General features: G+C 69.0%; 19 protein-coding genes. 4 read left to right on the top strand and 15 right to left on the bottom strand.

The window, feature by feature from the left end; genetic code table 11:
* Positions 1 to 37: 37 nt before the first annotated feature.
* On the bottom strand, positions 38 to 1,036 hold the full coding sequence (locus tag ACIRG6_RS36940) for a helix-turn-helix domain-containing protein (RefSeq protein WP_403326400.1): 999 nt from the start codon (positions 1,034 to 1,036) through the stop codon (positions 38 to 40).
* A 9-nt stretch (positions 1,037 to 1,045) separates the two neighbouring features.
* Positions 1,046 to 1,321 (bottom strand): hypothetical protein, encoded by a 276-nt coding sequence (locus tag ACIRG6_RS36945; RefSeq protein WP_352170525.1) that lies wholly within the window; start codon positions 1,319 to 1,321, stop codon positions 1,046 to 1,048.
* Positions 1,322 to 2,245: 924 nt separating this feature from the next.
* Between ACIRG6_RS36945 and ACIRG6_RS36950 the strand changes: the two genes are divergently transcribed.
* Together ACIRG6_RS36950 and ACIRG6_RS36955 are read left to right on the top strand one after the other, a co-directional pair.
* A complete protein-coding gene (locus ACIRG6_RS36950; protein WP_352170526.1) occupies positions 2,246 to 2,614 on the top strand; it encodes an effector-associated constant component EACC1 in 369 nt (122 codons plus the stop codon).
* Positions 2,611 to 3,765, top strand: coding sequence for a caspase family protein (locus ACIRG6_RS36955; RefSeq protein ID WP_403326403.1), 1,155 nt, complete (start codon positions 2,611 to 2,613; stop codon positions 3,763 to 3,765). Before ACIRG6_RS36950 ends, ACIRG6_RS36955 begins: the two co-directional genes overlap by 4 nt.
* On the opposite strand, the gene ACIRG6_RS36960 is transcribed toward ACIRG6_RS36955, so the two are convergent.
* Positions 3,762 to 3,983 (bottom strand): hypothetical protein, encoded by a 222-nt coding sequence (locus tag ACIRG6_RS36960; protein WP_220671434.1) that lies wholly within the window; start codon positions 3,981 to 3,983, stop codon positions 3,762 to 3,764. The two genes, ACIRG6_RS36955 and ACIRG6_RS36960, sit on opposite strands and share 4 nt — an antisense overlap.
* 636 nt (positions 3,984 to 4,619) lie before the next feature.
* Here ACIRG6_RS36960 and ACIRG6_RS36965 point away from each other — a divergent pair.
* Positions 4,620 to 6,026, top strand: coding sequence for an AbiJ-related protein (locus tag ACIRG6_RS36965; protein ID WP_403326405.1), 1,407 nt, complete (start codon positions 4,620 to 4,622; stop codon positions 6,024 to 6,026).
* Positions 6,027 to 6,741: 715 nt separating this feature from the next.
* Here ACIRG6_RS36965 and ACIRG6_RS36970 read toward each other — a convergent pair.
* The 11 genes from ACIRG6_RS36970 to ACIRG6_RS37020 form a co-directional block, all read right to left on the bottom strand.
* A complete protein-coding gene (locus ACIRG6_RS36970) occupies positions 6,742 to 6,987 on the bottom strand; it encodes a hypothetical protein (RefSeq protein WP_403326408.1) in 246 nt (81 codons plus the stop codon).
* A gap of 404 nt (positions 6,988 to 7,391) precedes the next feature.
* Positions 7,392 to 8,105 (bottom strand): hypothetical protein, encoded by a 714-nt coding sequence (locus ACIRG6_RS36975; RefSeq protein ID WP_403326411.1) that lies wholly within the window; start codon positions 8,103 to 8,105, stop codon positions 7,392 to 7,394.
* A complete protein-coding gene (locus ACIRG6_RS36980) occupies positions 8,102 to 8,536 on the bottom strand; it encodes a hypothetical protein (RefSeq protein WP_403326414.1) in 435 nt (144 codons plus the stop codon). The genes ACIRG6_RS36975 and ACIRG6_RS36980 overlap by 4 nt, the downstream gene beginning before the upstream one ends.
* On the bottom strand, positions 8,533 to 9,555 hold the full coding sequence (locus ACIRG6_RS36985; protein WP_403326416.1) for a nucleotidyltransferase family protein: 1,023 nt from the start codon (positions 9,553 to 9,555) through the stop codon (positions 8,533 to 8,535). The genes ACIRG6_RS36980 and ACIRG6_RS36985 overlap by 4 nt, the downstream gene beginning before the upstream one ends.
* 149 nt (positions 9,556 to 9,704) lie before the next feature.
* The gene (locus tag ACIRG6_RS36990; protein ID WP_403326419.1) at positions 9,705 to 10,697 is read right to left on the bottom strand and encodes an ImmA/IrrE family metallo-endopeptidase; all 993 of its coding nucleotides are present in this window, start codon (positions 10,695 to 10,697) and stop codon (positions 9,705 to 9,707) included.
* A 44-nt stretch (positions 10,698 to 10,741) separates the two neighbouring features.
* Positions 10,742 to 11,716, bottom strand: a complete 975-nt coding sequence (locus ACIRG6_RS36995; RefSeq protein ID WP_403326422.1) for a hypothetical protein — start codon at positions 11,714 to 11,716, stop codon at positions 10,742 to 10,744.
* 69 nt (positions 11,717 to 11,785) lie between these two features.
* Positions 11,786 to 12,796 (bottom strand): hypothetical protein, encoded by a 1,011-nt coding sequence (locus ACIRG6_RS37000; RefSeq protein WP_403326425.1) that lies wholly within the window; start codon positions 12,794 to 12,796, stop codon positions 11,786 to 11,788.
* The gene (locus ACIRG6_RS37005; protein ID WP_403326428.1) at positions 12,786 to 13,076 is read right to left on the bottom strand and encodes a GNAT family N-acetyltransferase; all 291 of its coding nucleotides are present in this window, start codon (positions 13,074 to 13,076) and stop codon (positions 12,786 to 12,788) included. The genes ACIRG6_RS37000 and ACIRG6_RS37005 overlap by 11 nt, the downstream gene beginning before the upstream one ends.
* A complete protein-coding gene (locus ACIRG6_RS37010; protein WP_403326431.1) occupies positions 13,045 to 13,221 on the bottom strand; it encodes a hypothetical protein in 177 nt (58 codons plus the stop codon). Before ACIRG6_RS37010 ends, ACIRG6_RS37005 begins: the two co-directional genes overlap by 32 nt.
* A gap of 38 nt (positions 13,222 to 13,259) precedes the next feature.
* Positions 13,260 to 15,923, bottom strand: coding sequence for a DEAD/DEAH box helicase (locus tag ACIRG6_RS37015; RefSeq protein WP_403326434.1), 2,664 nt, complete (start codon positions 15,921 to 15,923; stop codon positions 13,260 to 13,262).
* A gap of 109 nt (positions 15,924 to 16,032) precedes the next feature.
* A complete protein-coding gene (locus ACIRG6_RS37020) occupies positions 16,033 to 16,374 on the bottom strand; it encodes a hypothetical protein (RefSeq protein ID WP_403326436.1) in 342 nt (113 codons plus the stop codon).
* 239 nt (positions 16,375 to 16,613) lie between these two features.
* On the opposite strand from ACIRG6_RS37020, the gene ACIRG6_RS37025 reads away from it, so the two are divergent.
* A complete protein-coding gene (locus ACIRG6_RS37025; RefSeq protein WP_403326439.1) occupies positions 16,614 to 16,910 on the top strand; it encodes a hypothetical protein in 297 nt (98 codons plus the stop codon).
* A gap of 233 nt (positions 16,911 to 17,143) precedes the next feature.
* Here ACIRG6_RS37025 and ACIRG6_RS37030 read toward each other — a convergent pair whose 3' ends face one another.
* A complete protein-coding gene (locus tag ACIRG6_RS37030) occupies positions 17,144 to 17,566 on the bottom strand; it encodes a hypothetical protein (RefSeq protein WP_403326442.1) in 423 nt (140 codons plus the stop codon).
* Positions 17,567 to 17,822 lie beyond the last annotated feature (256 nt).

Below are 17,822 nucleotides of genomic sequence, written 5' to 3' on the forward strand. Positions count from 1 at the left end.
GTCCGTGTCCTGTCAAGGGGAGGTCAGCGGACGGCCGTCAGCCGGTGTGTGGCCGGCTGGAGGAGCTTCGCCCGTACCTGTGTGCGGCCCGCGCGGTGGGAGGAGCTCCTGGGGCCGGTGTGCGGGGCTTGTTCACACTCCCGCCGGCTGCGGGGCCGCCGCGGCCCCGGCTGGAGAGGCTCTTCACTTCGACCGCCACGTACCGGCCCTCGTGCGTCGTGAACAGGTCCGGCTGCCAGGCGAGTGGAGCATGCAGGCTCTTGCCGTTGAGGGAGGCTTGCGACGCCAGGTAGCTGTGCATGCCGATCGCGACGGCTTCATCCAGCGCGGCGGGCGGCAGCAGTTCGACCAGCCGCCTCCATGCCTGGCTGTTGGTCCGCGTACCCGGTCCGCCCGCGTAGGCGGACGCCATGTGCAGCAGGCGCCGCTCGACGGGGCGGTCCGCAGCTGCCGGTTCCGGCGGCAGCTCATGCGCGGCGGTGGCCTTGGCGAAGGCGGCCGTCCAAGCGGCGTGCTTGTCGGGCGGGACGCCGCAGCCGGCGAGGAACGCCTCCAGCTGCTGCTCGTCGGCGGGTATGGCGTCACGGTTGACGATGCGGGCGGCGCTGCTGACGGGCAGGGCGAGCGGGTTGCCCGAACGGTCCCGGATGTCCCGCAGACTCGGCGCCCCTGCCTGCTCCCACACCACTTCCAGAGCCCGGCTCAGGTCAGCTGCGTCGCTGATGAGTTCGGGCCGCGGGGCGTGCAGCCCGGACAGCCGGCCGCGTTCCTCGATGCGCGCGTGCCGCCACAGCTCACCGGCGTACTGCACCTGTGCCGCCCCGCCGCCGCAGCCCTCCACGTAGGACTCGACCGTCGTGTGCCGGGGCACTACGATGCCCGAGGCCGCCCGCTTGAGCGTGGCCGGCGACAGCCCCGTCGCCCGGGCCAGTTCCCGGTAGGTCATGGCGGCCGACTGCCGCCGCAGGCGCAGATATGCGGCCAGCCGGCCCCGGGCGGGCCGGCTGTGGTCGACGGGATTCTCCCGGCGTCCCATCGCGGCCTCCTACTTTCCGGCGGCGGCGCGCAGCACCGCACCGGCCAGTGCCGCCGCACGGCGACGGCCGCCGCCGACGGCCACGACCGCCGCCGCGCCCAGGGCACCGCAGCCGCCCAGCAGGACGAAGATGTCCTGCAGCGGCACCCCGGCCACGTGCAGGGCACCGCCCAGGACGGGGAAGGACACTGCGGTGAAGGCCTGCGGCGCGCCGAAACGGGACGCAGGATCCGTCCGCACGGGCTCGGCGGGGACGGGCACTGCGAGGGTGGTCTCGGTGGGCATATGACGTCCTCTCGGCATGCCCGGCCGCCAGAAGACGGCGGGCCGGGCGCGAAACTGCTACTGGCTGCAAACCCCGTGTGCACAGCGGCGATTGGCGTCGCCAGCTGCGCCGGGGGAGATCTCCATCATTCCAGGACGAGGCCGCTCCCCGCAGAGCGACCACCGCCCGTAAAATTCCACATGTGGGGTATGGGAGTTTTTTGGTTCGCTGGTGTCCAAGAGAGCGGTTCTCACCCCCTGCTCCTGCGTCCCCCTCTGACCAGCACTGGTGTCGTACGACGGCGGCGCAGGAGGGGCCCGGCCGCCGGGATGGTTCATTCGCGTCCACGCTCGGCTTGCCGCAGTCCCTGTCTATGAGTGATGGTGGGCCGCACAACACCACGAGGCCGGTCCTGCTGGCCGCGAACGTCCTTGAACTGCTACTGGCTGCAACCGACGCTGACAGGGACACCCGGCACAAGCCACGTTGGCGCGTGGCCTGCCCGCACCGAGCCGGCACCCATCCCCCGGGCGCCGGCTTCCGCGTGTGGTCCCGCACACCCCCGCGGCCGGCGTACACGGCGGGCACGACGCCGGCCAGCCGACGGTGCCCCGGCCGACGCAGGACACAGGCGTCCCTCGTGCGGCCCGTACACGCAGCCGGCCAACGGTCTGCCCGCGGGCTGCAAGGAGGGGGCCACGACAGCCCCAGCCTGGCCGGGCAGCGGCGCCGCGCCCGCCGCAACGCGACCGTCATACCGCGGCCTTCAGGCAACGTGCCGGATGGGATGCCTCCTTCTCCAGTGCCCGCATTCCCCTTACCCGTGCCGCGTCCTGGGCACGGCTGCGGGGCCGGTACAAAGACAACCCGCGCGAGCGTTCTGGATTCTCCAGCCCTCGCGGGGGATAGGTCTGCATCGTCGTTGGAATCGGTGCGGAGCCGGGGTGGGCGCAGTGCTGCTAGAGGTGCGGGTCGATCCGTCTGCGGGGGAACTGCGTTCACTGCAGGGCTGGTTGCGTGCGGATCCCGAGGCGCGCCGGTCGGTGACGGCACACGTGCGGGGCGGTGTCCCCGGTCCGGGAGACATGGGCACGGCGCTTGATGTCCTGCAGCTGGTGACGGGCAACGGGTGGAGTGCGGCATCGTTCGTGCTGGCAGTGGCGGCGTGGCGGCAGACGCGCCCGCAGCGGCCGCGGGTGGAGATCCGCCGCGGGGACACGGTCATCGTTCTCACCGACTGTTCCGAACAGGAGATCCAGCAGGCGACGCGGGCACTTGACCACCTCGACGGCGACGGGGAGGCAGGCCGGTGAGCGTGCTGCCCGACCCGGGAGCGTCGCGCGCGGTCCTGATCGGCACGAGCCGCTACCGGCACCTCGAGCAGCTGCCGGCGGTCTCGAACAATCTGCGGGCCCTCGCCGGCCTCCTGACCAGCCCGGTGTCCCTGCACCTGCCCGCCCAGCATGTCCGCGTCGTCGAGAACCCGGCCGCCGGGCAGAGCGCGGTGGGGGCAGTGAGGCAGGCGGCTGCCGAAGCCACCGACACACTGATCGTCTACTTTGCCGGGCACGGCTCGGTCGATGCGGACGCGCTCAGCCTGGCCTTGCCGGACACCGAGTACGGGCGCATCGAGACCAGCCTGCCCTATGACTGGCTGCGCCAGGTTCTCCTGCTGGACTCCCAGGCCGAGCGGCACGTCGTGATCTTGGACTGCTGCTACAGCGGCCTGGCTCTGGGGAGGATGAGCGCTTCACCCGGGCTCGCCGACCAGGCGGCCGTGGAGGGCAGCTTCCTCCTGGCAGCCGCCGCAGAGACCCGGACCGCCCTGGCGCCGGTCGGGGACACCTACACGGCCTTCACCGGCGCCCTGCTCGACACCCTGCGTCACGGCATCCCGGGCGGTCCGATCCTGCTCGATCTCGCAGCCCTCTACCAGTATCTGCGCCGCACCCTGGAAGCCAGGGGACACCCCGTCCCGCAGGCCAGGGACCGCAACAGCGGCTCCAAGGTGGCACTTGGACGCAACCACGCATCCCTCCCCGCCCCGCCGGCCGCCCTTTCACCCGGCACCGTGAGCGGTGAGCGGCCCTGGCCGGACCCGGGGGCGGTCCGCACCGTCACGGGCTTCTTCACGGCTCTCGCAGACGTCCGTGTAATCAGCGGCCTGACCCACCAGGCAGTCGGCGAGCGTTCTGCCGGACGCATCTCGGCCGGCACCGTCAGCCGTCTGCTCAACCGCACCACCCTCCCGACGACCTGGGGCACCACCGCCGCCTACCTCGCTGCCTGCGGTGTCCCCGACGGCCAGATCGCCCGGTGGCAAGCCCTCTGGGAGCACCTGGGCGCGCAGCCCGCGACGGCGGAAGAGGCCACCGCACACCCCGCACCCCCTGCCCGGGCTGGCAGCGGCAGGACACGACTGTGGCCGCGGTCCTGGTCGGTCTTTGGCCGGGAGCGGGGCTAACGACCGGAAACGGCAGGGGCCGAGGAGCCTGACAGCTGGGGAGCGGGCGTCTTGCCCGAGCCGTCGGACTCGTCGGCGAACAGCGTGTTCCATCCGGCTACGGCCACCAGCACCGCCACCACGACCACGCCCGTGGACGGCTTCTTCCACTTGCCGGAAGCCGACGACGGCTTCACATAGTGCCCCGCCCGGTAGTACCCCTTGCGGTTCTGCGCCACAGCTACCCCCCGCTCCGCGCGACTGCCTACCGGGCGAAGTCTCCCAGCGATCGGACCGCACCGGCCCTTGAACGGCTGGGCACGGCTGATTCTGCACGGTTGCCTCAACAGCGCATCCGCCGCGCCGCGTGTCGCTCCGTCACTTCGTGCAGAAGCGGACGCGGCCACCCGATCGGGACGGGCAGAGCCGAGCCAGCCTCTGGATGCGCGGGCCCGTCCCTTTCCTCGCTGCGCGGCCCCAGCGGGATGCTGCGCGTCCAGTACGCCTCTGTGGCGGCTGGCTGTGCCGATGTCGGGTGAAGGCCATCGAGCCCGCCGGGTGGGGCACCCCGCGTGACACCCACCCGCACCTGTGCGACGACTGCAAGCAACGGGCCATCACCGCCGAACGCCAAACCGCGCAGGCCGGCCGAGTACCAGGAGCACGACCAGGCCGTGCCCGAGCGGAAGGCCGGAGGCACCAGGCTCTCCCGCTTCCGCGGCTGACATCCGGCCGTGGCGGCTACTTCCAGGGCTTCGGTAGCCCGTGCCACAGGGCTCTGAGCCAGTCGGGCGGGTTGGTGGGGACCTCTGTGTGCGCCTCAAAAAATTTCGATCTGCCGGTACCCGGCCGCCCTGCCCTCCATCCTGAGACACATGACGTCCAGCGACCCCGCCCCGGCACACCCGCAGCCATCGATCACATCGGTGACGCGGAACGACATTTTTAACTACCTGCGCGAAATATCGAGCCCCTGGTGGGGGAAACTGGACGAGGTCACGTTCCTGGAGGACCTCTACGACCTGGTCCAACCTACGGCCGATAACAGCTGGCTCTCGACTGTCCGCGCTGACATCCAGCAGCACCGGATTAACAACTACGATCTGGATGACGACTGGATCTTCGAGGACCCCCGGTTGGAGCTATCCGACGGACCGGACGAGGTGCTGCTCGCCTTCCTGGCGCGAACCGTCCATCCCGAGGTCGCGGTTGGCGTCGAGGAGGCGACGAAGCAGGTTGAGGAGCTCAACCGGCTGCTGGCACCGGACGGGTGGGGCCTGCGTCCACACGACTTCCTCTCGGGCCGCCCTGTCTACACGCCGGTCCGGCTACCGCCCACGGGACCGCTGGTCCCGCTACCGCTGAACGACGACGACACGAGCAAGCTCGATCTGGTCCTAGGGCAGACTTACAGCCTCCTCGACTGCGCCGGTGAGGAGACCGCGTGTGACCTATTGCGCATGGCTGTCCTGACCCTGCGCCGCGACGGCGGCTTCTTCCGCCCCCTGCCTGGTGACGGTTGGACGGCGGACACCTACGAGGCCGTCCTGACCGTGGAGCGCGAACTCCAGCCCACCTGCACCCCGGAGATGAAGGAGGTGATCTGGCGGACACTGGAGAAACTGCTCAGCCAGCTCGGACGCACCGACGTCCAAAACCTTGTGGTCGAAGGCGATACCCGGCCGCTGCCCAATATCTCCCCGGACTGGCGGACCGAGGCAGCGGCCCCCGCTACCCCCATCGTTCGCGGTCTCCGCCTCCTTTTCTCCACTACAGAGTTCGACGTCACCCGCAGGGACTTCGCCGATCTGGAAATCCGTGCCTCGCAGGACAGCGGCGGGTTCCACTACCTCTACGACACCCGCGCACGCCGGATGATCACCGACTTCGTCCTCGACGACCGCCCTCGGGTGGCCACCCTGTGCAATGTCACCATCATCAAGAAGGGGGCTTCTCCGGGCGTCCCATGGCGCGCCCCCTCAGTTGCCCGAACCGGACGTGAGGGCGGCGCTGATCAGGCGTCGCAGCAGGCTGTGACCCCCGCGGCGGCTGTTGAAACCAGCGGCAAGCAGGACGGCCACGCTCGTGCCGCCGGCGACGGACAGAAGTACCACGATGTCCCGGACTGTGATCGCAGTGACGAGCCGCAGAACGACGGCGGCGGAGAGGAAGCCCAGGACCACCAGCGCCTGCGGCATGCCGAACACCGACGCGCTGCCGTTCGAGTCGTTGTCCTGGACAGTCTTGTGCAAGGTCATAACAACCCCCATGCATGTCTGTGAGGGGCGGCGGCCGTGAACGCACCGCCGCCCCAGCTGTTGGCGTCTTCGAATCCGGGAGACCGCGGGACGGCTTGGCGGTGCCGCCCCGGATGCGATCGGGGGATCCGGGAGGTCCTTGCAGTCACGGGCCGCTGGCGTACAGTCCGTTGAAGTTGACGTGGGGACCGCCAGCCACAACGATCCCAGGACCGGGCACATCTCCGCTAACGGCCCAGTAGTTGGCTCATCCGCCGTCTAGGGACAGGACCGCCATCCCCTGTGGAGCCATCTACCTGCGGCGATGTGACCGCGTCCCGGGTTGGCTCATCAGTCGTCCCGCTTGGAATGGCTGCCATTCACGGGGATCACGTCCACAGTGGAGGCACTGCGCAAGTAATGGATTTCCATTAATCCTGCCACGCAGCCCCCGCATTGCTGTTGGCGCTTCAATCTGGGGAACGCACAGGGTCGCGATTGGCGCGCGACCCACACAGAACGGGCTGGTGACCTGCCGCTTGGCCGCGGCGGGGTCACCAGCCCGAGTCATACGCAGCTGCTCTCGTACTTGATTCCGCCAGCCACTGGCTGCCGCTCCTGCCGACAGGGACGGCGAGAGTTCCTCAGTACCGCCTACACCGACCACGACCTGTTCGTACTCCTCGAAGTCGCCGGTGTCACCGCCCCCACCGAGACGACCCGCAGTGGGTGGAGTGGCGCGGCGGCCACGCCCACGAATTCAGCGCCGCCTGACGTCCGAGCGGCGGCGGAGGGTCTGCCCGGCCGCGGTGGCTACTCCCAGGGCTTCGGCCGCGCGCCACAGGGCTCTGAGCCAGTCGGGCGGGTTGGTGAGGAACTTGTCCGTCAGCCGGTCGGTGATTGAGCGGGCGGCGCCCTGAACGGCGCCTTGGCCTATCGCGGCGGTCAGCTCGGTACCCACGGCGGGCTGATGTGGCCCAGGTGCGGGGACGTTGTCCCGGGTCATGATGTTGCTCCGTTGAGCAGAGGGGCCGAGGACAGCAGACACCTGTGGTGGTGTCGTCCGCGCGAGGGTGGTGGGCACCTCGCGGCCGGCGGTTCGGCTGCGGCTCGAGCGGACGGGTCGACGAGCTCATGTGTCAGAACCAACGGCTTGCTGACCAGATCCGGCAGACTACCGACGAGAACACTGCCCTCAAGGCCCGCGTCGCACCCCTGGACGAAGACCTCGCGGCAGCGCGCACCAGCCTGCGCCGCATGATCCGAAACGAGAACATTGCACGCTGATGCCTTGGGCTACAGCCAATCAGCGAATGGATACATGTTCGGGCCGAATCATGCTCTCTCCTAATCGATTGATACGAGTCGGCCTGAACCCGACAAGTGCGTGCGGCAGGAACTCTGGCGCTTCTACCGGGACCACCACGGCTTTTTGAGCGCGCGCAGGTGCTCCCGGACGGCAGCGATGTAGGCGGTCTCCAGCGTCTGCAGCGCGCTGAGGTCGATCTGTGCCGGTGGGATGTTCATGCCCGTGTCGCTCTCGATGGGAGACGTTTCCCACGCTGCGCGCATGGCCGCTCCGGCCGTCTTGCGCAGCTCCTGGACGAGATCAGCGTAGGCACGGCCCACCGCTTCGGATTCGATCTTCGTCCAGGCAAGGTGGTAGGAGAGGTTGCCCTGGATCTCCCGCAACGTCTCCGACAGCCGCACGCGTTCCTCGGCCGCGGCGTCGAACCGGCGCCGCCTGATGGCGTAGGGCATCTCCTTGTAGGCGCTGTGGGCGGCGAAGGCCTCGGCGAAGGCGGTCCGGAGCCTGCTGATCTCCTCCTCCCGGCTCTTTCGCCGTGCGAGCCAGATGTTGATGGCCGCGGTGAGCGCGGCGGCGAGGAACGCCCCGGACACCACGGCCGGCCACACCGAGGTGGCATCGGCCGCAGCAGGGGCCGCGGGCGGCGTGGAAGGAACCACGGTGGCAGTCGACACCGCCGGGACCGGCACGGAAGGGGCCGCAGGCGTCGCGGAAGGCACCGCTGCGGTCGCCGACACAGAAGGAGTCGGCGGCGCAACCGCCGTCTGCACGGGCGTCATGACGACCTCCAAGCAGATATCGGGCACGTCGCTCACATGCCGTGGGGAGATTCCTGGCCGGGCCACTCACCCGTGCTACGCCACCATTGTTCACGCAGCAGATGGGCCACCACATGCCCCAGCAAGGCCTCTGGACCGTCCGCGCGGATCCAGCGCTGCTCAGGTGCATCGTACGGGTACCACATGCACAAAGCGTCATCGGAATACCGGTGAGGCGACTCTGACGACCCGTCGGTGTACACGTGCGGCACGTCGGGCAGCCCTGGGCCGAACACGATCGAGACCGTCTGATCGACGACGTCCGCGACCCGCAGCTGGACGGCCAGGGCGAAGCCGCCGCGGAAGCGGCGCGGAGGCGGGATGACCCTGACCGGCTGGCCGCAGGCGGCCAGGCGGCGCTGGAAGGCGATGCGGGCCGCCGGCCTGGCGAACCAGGCCGGCGCACGCCAGGCAGGACGGCGTCTCACGCGTCATGCCCCGCGCCGTAGGCCCGGGTGGGCCGTACCTCGGCCGCCGACCCGCTCAGCCCCAGCGTCACCGTCGTGACAGGCGTGCGCTGCCGCAGCGCCGCGATCTTGCCCGCGAAACTGTCGGATACCGGGGCCTGCACGTACCGGTAGAACACCCCCGACAGCGCCGACAGCACCGCCTCGCGGTCGTCGTCGACCGCCAGAGCCTCGGCCACGCCGTCCGCCGCCCCGCGCAGCCGACGGGCCGCAGCCTCACGCCCCACCAGCAGCTTCACGTTCGGCGAGACCCCCAGAGGATCCTTGGTCGCCGTACCGGCCTCCACCCGGGCTGCAGCCTCGGACAGCACCGTGGCCAGTGCCTTCGCCACCCCCATCCCCGGCTCGATGAACTCCCACGCCCACACCGTCAGGTTGTGCGAGGAGAAGCCCGGCTGGGAGTACTGCTTGTTCCACGCCTTCAGCAGGCGCACCACCCTGCGGCGGGTACGGCGCATCGACTGCGTCCCGCTGGTGAAGAGCGCGACGTGTCCCTCCGGGTCGGACGCCTCCCACCGGTCGGTCTCCAGGTTCGGGATCCACAGCCCGCCCCCTTCCTTCCGGGTGAGGGCCACGACCAGGTCCACCGTCGGGTCCTGGCCGTCTACCGGCTCCCCGAAGGTGATCTTCGGGCCGCGCTTGGAGGTGCCGCACCGGGCCTTCGGGTACACCTTGCGCACCGCGGGGCCGAGCAGCGCGCACAGCTCGCCGGTGATCTCGGCCGGCGTCTCGCCGCCCCCGTCCGGGCCGAGCCGCGAATACACGCGCCGGTCCAGGACGACTCCGCCGTCACCGTCGCCGACCGGGTGGGTGAAGGTGTGCTGGGGCAGCGAACCACTGCGGTAGGTCCTCAGCGCGCCCGTGAAGCCGATCGCGCTCGAGCAGACCAGGTCCAGCCGCGCACGGGCCTGCGCCAGCGGCTCAGGGTGGGCGTCGATCTGGCCGCGGATGTCGTTGAGAATGTCCTCGGTGTATCCCATGAGGGTGTGTCCGTTCAGGTGAGGGGCGCCGAGCGCCGCACAGCGCCCAGGGCCTTCCCCCAGGCGGAGCCGTCACTTGGCGGCTCACCCTCCTCTGACGTCACACCGCCGAGATCGTCCGGGCACCCCTCACCCTCGCTGCAATCAGGTCAGGAACAGTCCCGGCAGACCGTGCTTGCACCCTCGAACCGGGACGGGGCCAGGACCATGAAGCACTCCTCGCAGGCACGGTCGCTCCGCCTCCTGGCAGCCGTGCAACCGCAGTGCCCCTGCCCGCACGAAGGGTCCCCGCACACTGCACACCCCGGCTCGGTGATCTTGAATGGCTCCCCGCACGTCTCGCACTCCCACCAGGAACCGAACCGGGAACTCCCCGTCCGCGGCCGCGGCGCCGTGAAAGTCCGCCAGGCCACGCTGTCCTCGGCGAGCACCGCGATCAGATACTCCTCGTCACACCAGGCCGCCTGCCCGTACAACAGATCGCTCCGCTGGCCGGACCGGTAGAGCACGAACGTCTTGTCGCGCTCCACCGTCGCGCGGGTCTCCAGGGCCGCGGCCAGGAGCGGGGTGCTCGACTGGTCGGAGCCCCGAGCCGGCGGAATCATGCCGTGAGCCGCGGCGAACAGCACCCGGCCCCCAGTGTCGAACAGGACGACCGCGCCCCCGCCGGCCAGGTACTGCGCCGCACGCACACAGCACGCCTCGCGCGATGCCCGGGAGGTACGGAACATGGCGGCCACATCGTCGGCGCAGGGTCCGCGGCGGCGTACGTCCGTGGCAATCTGCGCATCCGGCACGAGGATACGCGCGGCGAAGGCGTCACATGCGGCTTCCTCGAACGCTTCGGAGTCCTCCCAGTCGAACAGGCGCTGCCCCAGCTCGGGGTCGGTCTGCTGGAGATGGTGGCCTAGCTCGTGCAGGCCGGTGAATCCGCGGCGCCGATGTGAGCGGGCCGCCCCGACCACCAGCGTGGGGGGATCGGTCTGCGACCGGTAGCTGCCGGCGACCGAGCACCGGCCACCGCCGTCCGACGCGGTCTGCAACGACACCTGGACGTCCGTCCAGCGGCCCAGTTCGGCCAGCGGATCCGCACGCAGCGCTTCCACAGCGCCGGGGTGCAGCCGCTCAAGAGCCGAGATCATTGCCTCCGCCTGACGCGGAGCCTCCTGGTCGAACCGGCGCCGTGTCACGCGCCGCCCTTCGTAGGGTCCTCGCCGCCGAGGAACTGCCGCAGACGGGCGTCCCAGTCGGCCGCGCCACCGCCTGTCTCGCGAGCGGCCAGGGCGAAGGCGCCGTAACTGCCCCAAAGACGCGCCTGGGCTTCACTGATCTCCAGCTGCCGGGCGCGGCGTACCCATACCGAGCGCCACCGCGGGTGCTCTATGGCCTGGACGAGGTCGGCGGGCAGGGGACGGACCGTCCGGGCGATCTGCTCTGCGCTCAGCCCGGTCGCCGAGGCGATGGCACCGATCCGGTCGGCAGGCAGCGGGGCCTTGCCGCGAAGCAGTTTCATGACCTCGGGCTGCGGCATCTCCAAGGCAGAGCACAGCGTCCTCAAGTCCAACCGGCCGCCGAGCAGCGACGCCAAGGTCCCGGGAGGCCGTCCGCTCTCCTGAACCGGCAGACCGGGCGCATGTTGCAGATGCTCCAGATCATCAGCGAGGCCGGCTCGTGTCTCGGCGTCCGGCTCCAGGGCGGAACGGATCATCTGTCCCTGGCGTACCCCTGCCGCGGCCGGCGCCGGCCGGCCCTGGGCCCGGGCCGCCGCACACCCCACGATGTCCTCGTCCCAGGCATCGACCACGCGCTCCAGCACGCGCATGGGGACACAGGAGACCAGCCCTGCCCACACGGTGGCCTCGACGCCGAACGCGGTACGTGCCCCGTCGACGACCACGCTGGTCTCATCCTCACCGGGCGGGTCGATCGTGACGGGGACGGCGTTCACCTCACGGGCCTCCACCTCCAGGATCAGCACAAGCACGCTGACCTCGTCCCAGCGTGCCCGCCACACCTGACCAGCCTTGATCTCCGCCTGAGCCGGATCACCGAAGCGCTCCTTCAGCCCTGCCTCCGACAGAGCATGCGGCCCACGCATCTGCCGGGCCAGGTCTAGGAACCGCTGCGGCACTCCTGAGTCACTCATGGTGTCCTCCCGCATCCATCGACTGAGCAGGCCTCCACCATCGACTGACGTCATACCGGCCAGGACGTCCGGCCTCGGCCGCGCTCATCGTGTCTGCGTTGCTTCGCTGCACAGCCGGATCACCTCCGACCCCACCGAACGTACTTGGTCCCCGTCTTCGTTCCCGACGAGCTGCTGCAGTTTCTCCTTCAGACGTGTTCTGTGGTGATAGGCCTGGGACCGGCCGCAGCCCAAATGCGCCTGGAGCTCTCCAGGGCTCTCCAGATACGCGACCATGCCCCGCTCTTGAGGGCTGAGCATGGCCACGATATGTGCCGCGGCAGACGCCGCACCGGCCTCGTCGTCGCGAGCAAGCACGATCTCCTCCGGGGAGGCGTGCGCACTGGCGGTGATCTGCGATCCCGCATCGTCGGGGAGCGGGAGGACTCTCGGATCCAGCGCCACGGGAAAACGAGCGATGAACACCTCGACGAGCTGCGCGACCTCCATCGATCCGGCGGCGGTGGACAAAACCGCACGGATCACAGCTTCCAGCGACTTCCTGTCAGCGAGAGGGGCGCGACGCGTTTCACTGGTCCACTTCGGGATCTTGATGTTCGGCACGGCGTACGCGGCGTCGACGAGCGGGTCGGGGGGACCGGACCAGGGCTGCACCGTCGTGCCGGACAAGCGCCACCTACCGGCCCCCGCCTCGTCCGGCGGCACCGCCTCGAAGGCACTGCAGTGTGTCAGCACCTCTTCCAGCGAGCGCCTGACCGAACCGAGCGCGGTTTTACGGGCCTGGTCGATCAACCAGCGCCGGATCGATGTCCGCAGCAATCGTCCGACACTGTCATCGTCGGTGGCCAGAGCCAGGAGATTGGCGGTGACCGCCTGGAGGCGGTCTGCCAGGAACTCATACAGCAGATCCTCCTCATCGGCCTTCTGCCAGCCGGCCGGCGGATTCAGAACGGGAAAGCGCAGTGCTTCCTGCCGCACCAGCTTGCCGGTCAGAGTCAGGCACGCGGGGCCGAAGCACCCGAGTTCGTGCAGTTCGTCGAATACGGAAATAGCCGGTACCTCCCCTTGATGGGCGAACCGTACGTCAAGGAGCACTCCCGGAACAGGAAGTTACGGATTCCTCCTCGTCCGTCCATCCCACGCACCTGCAGCGAGGGATCTGCCCAACCGGGCAGCCCCAGGCCGCGCCGGATGCGCCAGGCTCGATTGGGGCGAGTCCGCACGCCCGGAAAAACGTCCCTCGGCCAGCCGTATCTTCGCCGTCCTGGGGGGCCAGGGCAAGGAAGGTGCGGCCAGCCTGCTGGGCCCGGCGGGCGATCTCGGTGAGGAGGGTGCGACCGACTTCATGACGGCGGTGGGTATCCGCGACGGCCATCGACAGGATCCATTTCGTGGAGCTCGGCCACGATGACGTGCAGACCTTCGGGGCTGTAAGCCCTGCCGATTCCCAGACCGTTCGAGTCGAGCAGTTCGCCCACCGCCTGGTAGTCGGACCAGGTGATGCCACGGATCAGCAGCATCTTCCGAGTATCCCAAGGCCCCAATGCGGGCAGCTTGTTCAGGCCCAGTCGATGCCCAGCTCCCGCAGCGCGTCGAGTTGCTCCGCGCTGAGTTTGTCGCGTCTGGTGCGTGTGTTCGAGACCCATACTCCGAGGCGTACCGACGCCGGCTCGGCTTCGCCGTCGACCACCAGCTCCACTACGGCGCCGCGCGGGACGGGCCGCTGGGCGCCCTCTCGCTCGATCCACTGGGCGAGGGCGGCCAGCCCACGAAGGAAGGCCTGTTGGGCCTTGATCCCCTTTGTCGCGCCCTTGGCCGTCGGGGCGGGAGGCGGCGTCTGGGCGGGCTTAACACCGATCCTGGTCAGCCGGTTTTGCTGTTCGGCGGACAGCTGTTTCCAGGTGGCTGGCTGGGTCTGTCGCCTGAGCCAGCGTCCGATGTCGTCGCCGTCAATCTGCACGCCGGGTGCGATGTCGGGCAGGAGCTCGCCGGGTTCGTCGGCGGCGAGGTGGGCGAGGTGGCGGTAGTGGCGTTGCCAGGCGAGTGGCCAGGGGCAGTTCCAGTCGGGGTCGATCCCGGTCAGCTGTGCGGCGCGTGTCTCCGCGCGTTCGGGGTTCTTGCCGAGGCCGCCCTTGCGACGCAGGTTCGCCAGATGCTGCCCGATGGGCACAAGGCCCTCGGTCTCGCTCTCGCCCCAGACGGCGTCCTGGCGGGGTGCGAGGTGTCCGGTGGCCCGTCGGTAGGCCCGGAACACCGCGAGCTTGGTCTCCCAGGCTTCTTCGCCAGGCTCCCAGACCATCCCGGCCTCCGGCGCGTCCAACAACTTCTTGCGCCGAGGTTCCAGCTCCCCGGCCCGCAGGGCTTTCCGCTGTTGGTGGGCCCATCGACCAAGCGGAAACGACTTCGTCGCTCCCACCGTGGTCTCCACGTCATAGGGCACGGCGTAGAGACCGTTGATCTCATGTTCCTTCCGCCAGCGGAGCAGGGCCTGGTAGCCCTCCAGCCAGACCAGCGACTCCGGCCGGTAGACGCGGGTGCGCAAGAAGGCCGCGATGGTCGCCGCGTCCCGGGGGGTGGAGAAGTGGAGCAGGGCCGACTCGGCAGCGGCGTCGGTGTCACCCTGCTCCTCGCCCTCGCCGTGAGTCCCGACGATGCGCCCGTCGGTGTCGCGCTGGATGTGGGTCTTGTGCTTGCCGCTGGTGAGGGCGCGTGAGGCGAGCTGCTCGACCAGGCGCTCGTCATGCGAGCGCAGGCCCTGGAGGACAGCCACGAGCGGCTTGAAGCTGGCGGAGGCGACCATGTCGGTGGGGTCCTCGCCGGGCTCGAGGAAGACGGGCACGATGATCCGCGCAATCTTCGTGGAGCCGTCCCGGTTGAGCCGGAGCGCGCGGCCGATGTTCTGCACGATCTCGACCTGGGAGCCGCGGGTGTCCGCGAAGCAGACGGCTTCCACGCCTCGTTCGCCGGTGATGTCTACCCCTTCCCCGAGGACCCGGCAGCTGGCGAGGAACGCCCGGTGCACCCTGTGCCCGGCCGCGTCGATGCCGTTGGCGAACTGGCGAAGGGCTTCGCGCCGCTCCGTGACAAGGTGGTCGCCGCACAGCCACGCCGACCACACCCGCTCCGGCGGCACGTGCCGGCCGGACTCCAGCTCGTACAACTGCGCGCCGATCGACGACACGGGCAGCTTCTCCGCGGCCGCCAGGTCCTCGTCCGAGGCATCGCGCGCATACAGCTCGGCTGCGGTCTTCGGCAGCTTCTCCGCGAACGCGGCGGCTTCCTCGACCTTCTGGTGGAACGTCATGACCGTACGCAGGTTGTACGCCGCAGTGTGCTCCAGCAGTGCGGTCTGCAGGAGCGCCAGGCGCCGGCCCCGCCGCGCCTCCTCGGATTCCCCGACGATGGGGGAGGGGTCGTGGATCTCGAGGACGTCGATCTCGAAGCCGGCGAGGATGCCCCGCTCGATCGCCTCCGAGAGCCCCAGCTCGGCGCCGGGAAGCCACGCCCCGAAGGTGCCGTCCGGGTCGTCGGCCATGCTCGCGAGCTCCACCTCCTGGCCGTGCGCGCCCTGCTGCGGGCGAGGCGAGGCGAGGATCCGCGGGGTTGCGGTGAGGTAGAGCCGGAAGTCGGCGGGGATCCGCTGGTTGTCGTGGATCGCCGCCCACGGCCGACCAAGATCGCCCGCGGTTGAGTGGGCTTCGTCCACGATGGCGAGGTCGAACGGGGCCATCTGCTGGCCGTAGAGCCGTTTCCCTCCCGCCAGGGCGGCTTCCAGCGGCCCGCGAACCGTCTGCTGGCCCGTCGGGTCCTCCGGGTCCTCGCGGTCCACGAGGGAGGCGTAGGTAGCGAACACGATCACGGGCCCGGACCCGGCCCACAGGGCGAGCTGGATCGCATTCGTGGTGGTACGCACCTCCAGCGAGCTCAGCACCGGGTCGTTCTCCAGCGAGCACACCGCGACCATCGGCGCCCGGTGACCGACCGCCCGCCACGCCTGGGCGGTCTGTGCGAGCAGGTCCAGGGTCGGCACGGTCACGAGGATCCGCCCGCCGGGGAAGCATTCCAGCGCGCTCGCGGCAGCCGTGATCGTCTTACCGGATCCGGTGGCGGACACCAGCGTGCCCCGTGCTCCCTCAGGAGGCACAGAAGATCTTGCAAAAAATCTGACCCATTCCCGAATCGCCAACTTCTGTGCCACCTGATGTTCCCGGAGGCTGATCACAGAATCAATTCCTTTCTTTTAACGGGTTACATCAGGTTCCTCCACCACGATTATTTGGCGGCTGCTCCCCAGTAGCCGACCAGGTGCCGAGTGAGGAAGCGGGATGCGTTCACCGGCCGAAGCGCCCCTTCTTGGGGGGTTCGGCAGGGACCATCTCCTGTACGTGGACGAGTTCGGCCACGCGGATGTTCAAGTGCTCGGTGTACGTGGTCGGCGACTTGTCGCCCTTGCTCCAGGACGACTTGGTCAACTCCACGAGCCAGCTCGTTGGTGAGGTGCGGAAGACCAATCGGCCGCACCCGCTGGAGTCGGTGCTGTACCTCGGGCGCCGTGTGCGAGCGGTCTCCTCGGCGCGCGCAAGGGCCGCCTCCTCTCCGTCTTCGACGGGGATCTTGTCCACCAGTTCACACTCCCCGTAACTGACCCGTTCCACCAGCACGTACCAGTTCACAATCCCGCTCCTCCCCAAGTACGGCGACGCCGTGCTCAGCTCGACCGGTATCCAGGTCGTCAGCCGCTGCAGCGCTAGTACCAAGGATGATGTGACCTGCTACCGGGTGTCCCCACTATGTGCCAACGCTACATGCTGCATCACATTGAGAGACAGACCTGTGAGACCCCCTCGACACATCCCTCCACGAGATCCCGTCCGACCTGATGGGCATCGCGTATCGGGGTACACGGTGCCGCATGGCACCGAAGACCGAACGCATCCAGTTCCTGCGGGCCGTGCGGCAATTGCGCCGTATCCGCTCCTTCTACGCTGCGGGCATCCTGCTGTGGACGGGCTCGGCCCTCTGGACCGGCTGGCAGGCACCCGGGAGCCGGCAGATGTGGGTGTCCGTCCTCCTCCTGGCCGTCTTCGCCGTACTGCTCGTCACCGCGAGCCTCGCCCTTCGGCGCCTCGCAGTTCCCGCAACGGGCCGGCCCGTGCATCACGCTGCCCCGCACAAGCTGCCGAGCACCCGCCGTCACGCTCACGCCTGAGAGCCCGTCAACGTTGCTCAGCTCACGAAGTCGGCCAGACCCCGACCACGCCTGCCGGGCAGAGCCTTGACCGGACCAGGCGAGCCTTCCCTGCAGGTGAGCAAGCCTCAGGCTCGTTGATCGTCCCTCTCACAGCGGCGCCGGCCCCCTTGGGACGATCGACCACCGTGCGGGGACTGAGGGTTGTCGTTGCGGGCGCCTGTTCATGACGGGTACGAGGAATACCGCACCGTTCAGTCCGAGCAGGAGCGATCGATCGAGAGGAGTTTGACCTTCTTCAGGTACTCCATGTGCTCGCCTCCCAGGGGCTCAACGACACCGACAACGAATTGCTCGTCGTCTCCTGAAGCAACAGACACCGTCTCGGAGCCCTCAGCGGAAAGCTGCGTGCCAGAATCGCTCGAACCGGATATCTGCACCTTGACAACGTATGAGCACGCGAGACCGGATGTGTTGCTTATGGAAGCCTGCACACCCGGACCCGAAATAGACATGTATGGGGCCTTGGCAAGAGTCAAGTCATCTGCCGCAGGTCTGGACGGCTTCCGTTGATCATCCTGAAACCAGGACACTGCACTCATCAGGCCAATGACCACGGCAAACCCGGTGGCCAAAAGGCCGACAAGTAACCAGCTGCTTTTCCTCTGCGTTGTCATGAGTCCAAGCATAAAAGTCTGAAGAAGGATCAAACAGTGGAAACAGGGGACGAGTTCTACTGTTTGGTCGGGCACCCACTCCTCGAAAATCGGATTCCGATCCTCCGCAACCCCGACCCTTCCCCTCGATGCTCGGGCCGCAGGCCCGTTGGCCGACCCGCGCAGCGGGGCCGGCCCTTGGGGGTGCGCAGCACCCCCTGGTGGCTGGAGCGCAGCGGAAGCCACCCAGCGGAGCCGTAGGCTCCGCAGCTCCGGG

It is taken from the genome of Streptomyces flaveolus (genome assembly GCF_044765825.1).
GTDB lineage: Bacteria > Actinomycetota > Actinomycetes > Streptomycetales > Streptomycetaceae > Streptomyces > Streptomyces flaveolus.